The sequence below is a fragment of the Nocardia sp. NPDC058518 genome, from assembly GCF_042719655.1.
Lineage (GTDB): Bacteria > Actinomycetota > Actinomycetes > Mycobacteriales > Mycobacteriaceae > Nocardia.
Map to the genome: position 1 here is coordinate 200,996 of NZ_JBHXNJ010000016.1, position 8,008 is coordinate 209,003.

At 66.0% G+C, this 8,008-nt stretch carries 7 protein-coding genes; 1 reads left to right on the plus strand and 6 read right to left on the minus strand.

Annotated features, from left to right (window positions below):
- Window positions 1-109: 109 nt before the first annotated feature.
- Together fadD32 and ACFWPX_RS25680 are read right to left on the minus strand one after the other, a co-directional pair.
- On the minus strand, window positions 110-1,990 hold the full coding sequence (gene fadD32, locus ACFWPX_RS25675; protein ID WP_378929744.1) for a long-chain-fatty-acid--AMP ligase FadD32: 1,881 nt from the start codon (window positions 1,988-1,990) through the stop codon (window positions 110-112).
- 57 nt (window positions 1,991-2,047) lie between these two features.
- Window positions 2,048-3,295 (minus strand): KasA/KasB family beta-ketoacyl-ACP synthase, encoded by a 1,248-nt coding sequence (locus tag ACFWPX_RS25680; protein ID WP_378920768.1) that lies wholly within the window; start codon window positions 3,293-3,295, stop codon window positions 2,048-2,050.
- A gap of 202 nt (window positions 3,296-3,497) precedes the next feature.
- Here ACFWPX_RS25680 and ACFWPX_RS25685 point away from each other — a divergent pair, with 202 nt between their 5' ends.
- Complete coding sequence (locus tag ACFWPX_RS25685) at window positions 3,498-4,490, plus strand: acyl-ACP desaturase (protein ID WP_378929725.1); 993 nt, start codon at window positions 3,498-3,500, stop codon at window positions 4,488-4,490.
- An 18-nt stretch (window positions 4,491-4,508) separates the two neighbouring features.
- Here the strand turns inward: ACFWPX_RS25685 and ACFWPX_RS25690 are convergent, their stop codons facing one another.
- The 4 genes from ACFWPX_RS25690 to ACFWPX_RS25705 form a co-directional block, all read right to left on the minus strand.
- On the minus strand, window positions 4,509-5,801 hold the full coding sequence (locus tag ACFWPX_RS25690) for a diguanylate cyclase domain-containing protein (protein WP_378929727.1): 1,293 nt from the start codon (window positions 5,799-5,801) through the stop codon (window positions 4,509-4,511).
- Window positions 5,802-5,836: 35 nt separating this feature from the next.
- Complete coding sequence (locus ACFWPX_RS25695; protein WP_378929729.1) at window positions 5,837-6,646, minus strand: SAM-dependent methyltransferase; 810 nt, start codon at window positions 6,644-6,646, stop codon at window positions 5,837-5,839.
- Window positions 6,647-6,820: 174 nt separating this feature from the next.
- On the minus strand, window positions 6,821-7,438 hold the full coding sequence (locus tag ACFWPX_RS25700; protein ID WP_378929731.1) for a YdcF family protein: 618 nt from the start codon (window positions 7,436-7,438) through the stop codon (window positions 6,821-6,823).
- Between the two features lie 222 nt (window positions 7,439-7,660).
- Complete coding sequence (locus ACFWPX_RS25705) at window positions 7,661-7,792, minus strand: hypothetical protein (RefSeq protein WP_378920760.1); 132 nt, start codon at window positions 7,790-7,792, stop codon at window positions 7,661-7,663.
- Window positions 7,793-8,008: the final 216 nt, after the last annotated feature.

Here is an 8,008-nt window from a genome sequence, read left to right on the forward strand (position 1 = left end):
CGCAGCGCCAGAGAGAGCACAACCGAAACCACAATTCGTGCGCGCGGTGTGAGGGGTGGGGGTCGGGGACCCGGCCCCCCCGCCTGGGGCCCCCCCCCCCCCCCGGTTCTCACTCCTCCGGGGCGTCCGGATACGCCTGCTGCCGGTATCCACCGCGCAGCGTTCCGTCCAGATACGCGGCCTTGCAGGCCCGCCGCGCGATCTTTCCGCTCGAGGTCCGAGGAATCGACCCCGCTGGCACCAGCAACAGATCCCGCACCATCACCCCGTGCCTGCGTGCGATTGCCGCACGCACCATCTCCGTGATCGGTCCCGGCTCGAGTTTCGCCGCACCCGTGCCTCTTTCGGCAACGACCACCAATTGCTCCGACGCCGGATCGGACAGGTTCCCGGCCTCGAGCACCGGCGCGGGCAGTTGCCCCGCCTGCACCGAGAAGGCCGCGATGAAACCGGGCCGCAGGGCCGTACTGGCCTCCTGCGCCGAGTATTCGAGATCCTGCGGATAGTGGTTGCGCCCGTCGACGATCACCAGATCCTTCACGCGACCGGTGATGAACAGTTCGCCGTCGTGATAGGCACCGTAATCGCCGGTCCGCATCCACTTCGCGTCATCGGGCGCACCCTCGGCGCGACTACCGACCGGCATGCGCGCGACCACCCGGTTGTGGAAGGTTTCCGCGGTCTCCTCTGCCCGACCCCAGTACCCGATGCCCATATTGTCACCGTGCAACCAGATCTCGCCGACCTCGCCGTCGAGGCGCTCTACCCCGGTGCCGGGATCGACGATCACCGCCCACTGCGACCGCGCGACGTGTCCGCACGACACCTGCGCCACCGCGTTCGCGGCATGCTCGTCGCACTCCACCATCCGGCCGTCGTTCAACTGCCCGCGATCGACATAGACCACCCGCGCCTCGTCGTCGCGCTTGGTGGCCGACACGAACAGCGTCGCCTCGGCCATCCCGTAGCACGGCTTGATCGCGGTCTTGGACAGCCCGTACGGCGCGAATGCCTCGTTGAACTTGCGCATCGAGGCCACCGACACCGGCTCGCTCCCGTTGATCAGACCGATCACATTCGACAGGTCGAGGGACTCGTTGCCCTTGGGCAACCCACGCATCGCCGCGTGCTCGAACGCGAAATTCGGTGCTGCCGAATAGATTTCGGCACCGTCGGCCTGGGCCGCCAGCTCCTTTATCCAGCGCGCGGGCCTGCGCACGAACGCACTCGGCGACATGATCGTGATGAACTTGCCGCCGATGGTCGGCAGGATCACCGTGAGCAGCCCCATGTCGTGGAAAAGCGGCAGCCAGGTGACCCCGCGGGCGTTCTCGGTGATCCCGATGGCGTCGATCATCTGCAGCAGGTTGGTCCCCACCGAGCGGTGGGTGATCTCGACACCGGCGGGCACCCGAGTGGATCCGGAGGTGTACTGCAGGTAGGCCACGCTGTCGATATTGATGTCGGGCCTGCGCCAGCGCGTGCCGACGGTGTCGGGAATCGCCTCGACCGCGATGATTCTCGGCCGTTGCGCGGCGGGCTGTTCGCGGAAGAAGTTGCGCACCCCCGCGGCCGCGCTGCCGACGGTGAGCACCGCGGCGGGTTCGCAGTCGCCGAGGACGGCATGCAGCCGGTCGCTGTGACCCTGCTCCTCCGGATCGAACAGTGGCACAGCCACATTCCCCGCGTACACCGCCGCGAACAGCGCGACGACATAGTCGAGACCCTGCGGTGCCAGCACCGCCACCCGGTCGCCGGGCTTGGTCACCTGCTGCAATCGCGCGGCCACCGCGCGCAGCCGCACGCCGAATTCGCGCCAGGTCAGTTCCTGGTACTCCCCCTCACGTTCGGTCGAATAGTCGATGAAGCGATAGGCCAGGTCGTCCCCGTTGGCCTCGCTGTGTTTGTCGACGAAGTCGATCAAGGTCTGATCACCGGGAATCCGGATAGTCCCCAGTTCGTCTACATAGTCGTCGAAAGTCTCGCCGATCATTCCCAATCCTTTTCAACGCACATTGACCAGTACCCGCCATGGATGGGCGAATCGTCAATACCGCCCGAACGAGATCGCCACGTTGTGACCGCCGAAACCGAAGGAGTTGTTCACCGCGTAATCGATGCGACCGCGCCTCGCCTGACCCGACACCACGTCCAAATCGATAGCGGGGTCCTGATTGTCCAGATTCAGGGTGGGCGGAACGATGCTGTCGCGCACACTGAGCACCGTCAGGACCGATTCGAGCGCACCGACCGCGCCGATCGAATGCCCGAGTGCCGATTTCGGCGCGTACACCGAGGCGTGCGAGCCGATGGCCTTGCTGATCGCATTGGCCTCGGCGGTGTCGCCGATCGGGGTCGCGGTGGCGTGGGCGTTGATGTGGGTGACATCGGTGCGGCTGATCCCGCCGGTCTGCATCGCCCGCGTCATCGCCCGCGCGGCGCCGGTGCCCTCGGGATCCGGTGCGACGAGGTGGAATCCGTCGGAGGTGACGCCCGCGCCGAGCAGCCGCGCGTGAATGGTCGCGCCACGCGCCTTGGCGTGCTCCTCGGTCTCGATCACCATCATCGCGCCCGCCTCGCCGAAGACGAATCCGTCGCGGTCGGCGTCGAAGGGACGCGAGGCCGCCTTGGGATCATCGTTGCGGGTACTCATGGCCCGCATCTGCGTGAACGCCGCGATCGGCACGGCCTGGATGGACCCCTCCACACCACCGGTGACCACCATGTCGGCGTCACCCATCACGATCATCCGCCACGCGTTGGCGATCGCCTCCGAACCCGACGAGCAGGCCGATACCGGCGTGGAAACTCCCGCGCGCGCACCCAGTTCGATGCCGACACAGGCCGCGGGGCCGTTGGGCATGATGGCCTGCACGGTCAGCGGCGAGACCTTGCGGTAGCCGCCGTTGCGGAGCCGGTCGCGTGCGTAGATCAGCGATTCCGCGCCGCCGAGGCCGGTACCGATCGAGACGCCGAGCCGGTCGCGGTCCACTTCGGGGCTGCCCGCGTTGCGCCACACCTCGCGGCCGAGGACCACGGCCATCTGTTCGACGTAGGACAGTTTGCGCGCCTCTTCGCGGGTGAGCGAGAGGGTGGGCGACACCTTCAGGTGGCCGCCGATCCGCACCGGCAGTTCGAAGTCGTCGATGAAGGAGTCTTCCAAGACGTCGATCCCGCTCTCGCCGTTGAGCAGACCCTTCCAGGTCGAGTCGACGTCGCCCGCGATCGACGTGGTCGCCGCCAGGCTCGTGACCACGATGTCCGTCATAATTTTTCGCTCACTCTCTCTAGCTATGCCACGACTGAACGGGAACCGCTGATGGAGCTGAACTGGTGGAGCGTATATGCACACGGCGCGACGCGCCCAAATTCTTCGAACAGCGCGTAAGAGCACCGTGTCGTTTCCAGGCGCCATGCGCCGGGTCTATTGTGACGTCGGGCAACACTACCGGACCGACGCAACTCTCGCTTTTCACTAACCGGAAAGGGCAACGAGCGTGGCCAGGAACCTGACCCAACTGGAACTACTGATCGAGCTGGAACCGATTGCCGCGAGCAATGTCGACCGGCATCTGTCGATGACCAAGGACTGGCACCCGCACGATTATGTGCCGTGGGACCATGGCCGCAACTTCGCGTCCATGGGCGGAATCGATTGGGACCCAGAACAATCCGCGCTCAGCGAACTCGCCAAGGCGGCGATGGTCACCAACCTGCTCACCGAGGACAACCTGCCCTCCTACCATCGTGAGATCGCCGAGAACTTCTCCGAGGACGGCGCCTGGGGCACTTGGGTCGGCCGCTGGACCGCCGAGGAGAATCGGCACGGGATCGTGTTGCGCGACTACCTCGTGGTGACCCGCGGGGTCGACCCGGTCGCGCTGGAGCAGGCACGAATGATCCACATGACCAACGGATATTCGGCGATGGCCGTCGTGGACGACAAGGCGCCGGGCTTCGACATCCACACCTCGACCGGTGCCGGATTCCTGTTCTCCGTCGCCTACGTGACCTTGCAGGAACTGGCCACCAGGGTCAGCCACCGCAATACCGGTCGCGTCTGCGACGATCCGATCGCCGACCGCATGCTCGCCCGCATCGCCGCCGACGAGAACCTGCACATGATCTTCTACCGCAATCTGTGCGCCGCCTCGCTGGACCTGGCCCCCGACCAGACCATCGAGGCGATCAACACCATCGTGCAGAATTTCCAGATGCCCGGCGCCGGCATGCCGGGCTGGCGACGCAACGGCGTGCTGATGGCCAAGCACGGTATCTACGACCTGCGCCAGCACTTGGAGGAGGTCTTGATGCCGGTGCTGCGCAAGTGGAACATCTTCGAGCGCAACGATTTCAGCGCGCGGGGCGAGCGGGCCCGCGAAGATCTGGCGGTATTCCTGGAGCGGCTGAGCGGGGATGTCCTGCGCTTCGAGGAGCAGCGCGACCGGTCACTGGCGCGGGCGGCAAAGCGCCAGCACGAATCGGTCTGATCGACTCCGGCCCGGCCGCTACCGGGCCGGATCGCGGCGCGCGTCGTTCTTGTTGCGATACATCGCCGCGTCGGCGGCGTGCACCAATTCGTCTACGGCGGTGGGCAATTGCTCGAAGAAGGCGGCACCGATGCTGGCGCCGACTGCGAGCACGTGTCCGTCCACCCCGAGCGGCTCGGTCAGTGCGGACAGCAGCTTGTCGGCCAGCCGCGCCAATTGTGCTTCACCGGAACAGTTTTCGACCAGAACGAGGAATTCGTCACCGCCGATGCGGGCGGCGAGCGCGTCGTCCGGGCGCACCGCGTCGCACATCCGGTCGGCCACGACCTGGAGCACGCGGTCCCCGACCATGTGCCCCCACAGGTCGTTGATCTCCTTGAAGCCGTCGAGGTCGAGATAGCAGACCCCGATCGGGGGTTGTGCGTCGGCCAGTCTGCTGAACAGGTGCGGGCGGTTCGGCAAGCCGGTGAGCGCGTCGTGATTGGCGTCGTGCCACAGGCGGTCGGCGAGTTGCTTGCGCTCGGTGACATCGACCGCGACGCCGATCAGGAACTCGATACCGCCGTCGGTGCCACGCACCGCCGACATCGACAGGTCGATCGCGGTGACCCGGCCGTCGGTGTGCAGGTGCTCGGTCTCGGTGCGGAAGCTCTCGGATTCGCCCGCGACCATGCGCTGGAGTTGTTCGAACGCGAAGTTCAGATTCTGGGGGCCGAGGATATCGGCGACAGTCCGGCCCGGCATCGTCTCCGGGGTCTGGCCGAGCATCTGGGCCATGGTGGCATTGCAGTTCACCACCTGACCCGACATGTTGACGGTGCCGATACCGACAAGGGCGCCGTCGAAAACCGCCTCGAACCGGGCTTCCGACAACGCCCGGCGGTTTTCAGCTTCCTGGGCGGCGGCGAGTACCGCGGCCAGCGTGGCCTCCTGCTCGGCCAGCGCGGCGGCCCGCAACGCCGCGGTGAAGCCCGCCGCGAAGTCGGCGGCAAGGCCGATCGCCCGGTCGCGGATCTGCGGCAGGGCGGGGTCGGCCGGGCCGTCGGCGGCGATCTCGACCAGATCGGCGCAGATCACCGGCACCGAACGGCTGACCGCCGACGGATCACGATAGTTGGCGGCGACCAGCATCCGCGCGGCGCGGCGCGCGATATCGGGATCCTCCCCGCCGCGCGCCGCGTCGATCAGCCCGGTGCACAGGGCGGCCAGCATCTCTTCGATCTGGGAGCGGTTGAGGGTAGGAGCTACAACGCCGTCGAGGACATCTGCCCAACGCTGCGCCAGCTCCCACGACCTCACTGCTTCATCCACCTGTCATCGTCTATCGCACCGCCATGTCAGGCGGCTTACACTTTGATCGCGACTCCGCCCATACCGAGCGAACGGCCTGGCTTCTCGTGCTGATCACGCTCGGATTCGGGGCGCCACAGCGGCAGCTCGACGACGCCGGGCTCGACCGAATCCCATCCCTCGAACAAGGCGACGATCTCATCCTTGGTCCGGAAATGAATACCGACCTTGGTTTGGTTCACCGAGTGCGTTCCAAGTTTACCGGCGTCATCGGGCCGAAGCTCGGACGTGAGATGTGAAATGGCTATGAAACTACCCGGCGCCACCACTTCGCGCAGCGCGGACACCTTGCCGACCGGATCGTCGATATCGGGCACCAGATGCAGCACCGCGATCAGCAGCAACCCCACCGGCTGCTCGAAATCGATCAGCCCGGTCTCGCGTACCGCGGCGACCAAGTCATCGGATTTGCGTAGGTCGGCCTCGATCGCACCCGCGCGCTCGTTGCCCTGCAAGATGGTTCGCGAATGGGCGACCGCCACCGGGTCGATATCGACATAGAGCACCCGCGCCTCCGGGTCGAGCTCGTGCACGATCTCGTGCACATTGCCCGCGGTGGGGATGCCCGACCCGATGTCGAGGAACTGCCTGATCCCCGAGTCGAGCATGAAACGGACAGCACGACGCAGGAAGGCGCGATTGCTCAGCGCCAACCGTGGCAGATCGGGCACGAGCTTGATCGCCAGCTCCGCTGCGTCGCGGTCGACCGCGAAGTTGTGCGAGCCGCCGAGCAAAGCGTCGTACATCCGAGCCGGACTCGGATGCTGCATATCGACACCTTCGGGCGCCCATACCGGCCGATCCATCGAATTCCCCTGTCTGCCATTACCGCCCTGCGCCACCGCAACCCGCGATGACGCCACCCGCATCGTAAACGGCGGCACCGACATCGGCGCGGCTATCAATTAGCGAGGGTCATGTACTCAGCTAACGGTGCCGTAGGGCTGGGCACCATGAACAGTCCGGTCCCGATCGCATGTCTACTTCTCTGTGCCGTAAGGCTGGGCCCATAGGGGCGCTACGTCCGGTGTCATGGTGGCGACTACCGGGATGCCTGCGGCCAGGAAATTGTCCAGGGCCCGGCGCATGTGGTCGGCGGAGGTGATGAGGACCGCTTTGGTCACGCCGAGCGCTTCCATCATGCGCGCCGAGAACTCGGCATTCTGCACAGTGGAACCGGCTTCGGTTTCCGCGTGCAGCCGCTGCCTGGCGACACCGCGAATATTGAGCCAGTCGGCCATCACCTGCGCCTCGGTGACACCGTTGCGCGGATTGCCGCCGGTCACGATAACCGGGGAGGCGGGTGACATATAGGCCTGAATCAGCGCCGCGTGCAGACGATTACCCAGTTCGGGCCGCATCGTGCCATCCGGCAGCAGACCGTACCCGAGCACCACGATCGCGGTCTCGGGACCGTAGGTGGCGGGCAGCTCGATCCCGGCGAGGCCGGCGACCGAACCGACCGCGCCGACCAGCGGGTCAGCAGCGGGTGCCGCGGTGGCGGGTGGCGCGGTCGCTACCGCGCCGATCAATGCGGCAGGCAGCACGAGGGCTGTCGCACAACGGCGCAGTGTCTGGTGAGTGAAGAGCCAGTCCATGGTGACCTCCCGAAGCGACGTCGGATCATCGTCGCGCACCGAGGCGCCCGGCATGCCGGTTTCTGAAATGTTTACGCTTCGCTTCAGGTCGGCCCCGACTGCTGCGGGCGAGCTGCCAGGGCACCCGCGAAATCAGTTGTCGCGGAACGCAAAGGCCCTCCAACCGTGGCTGGAGGGCCTTCGCAAGTGGTCTGACGCGCCTCGGGCTGAGAGGTAACCAGGTCAGAAAGGCTGGCCGGAGAGCAGCCCGAGCAGCATGATCGGGAGGGCCACCGCCGTGAACAACGCGGAGCGGACCGGATCGCCGGCCAGGTAGCCGTCGCGCAGCCAGGCCAAAGCATCGCTAGAACCCATGAGCATCCCCTTTTTTCGAATGGTTGGACATCGGACATCCAATGAATCGCGGCCAGGCGACGAGACGTTAACAAGAGTCACGATTTGGAGGGAACGCAAAAAGGCCCTCCAACCGAAGTTGGAGGGCCTTTCGCAATGATGTTCCGGCAGTGTCCTACTCTCCCACACCCTGTCGAGTGCAGTACCATCGGCGCAGGTGGCCTTAGCTTCCGGGTT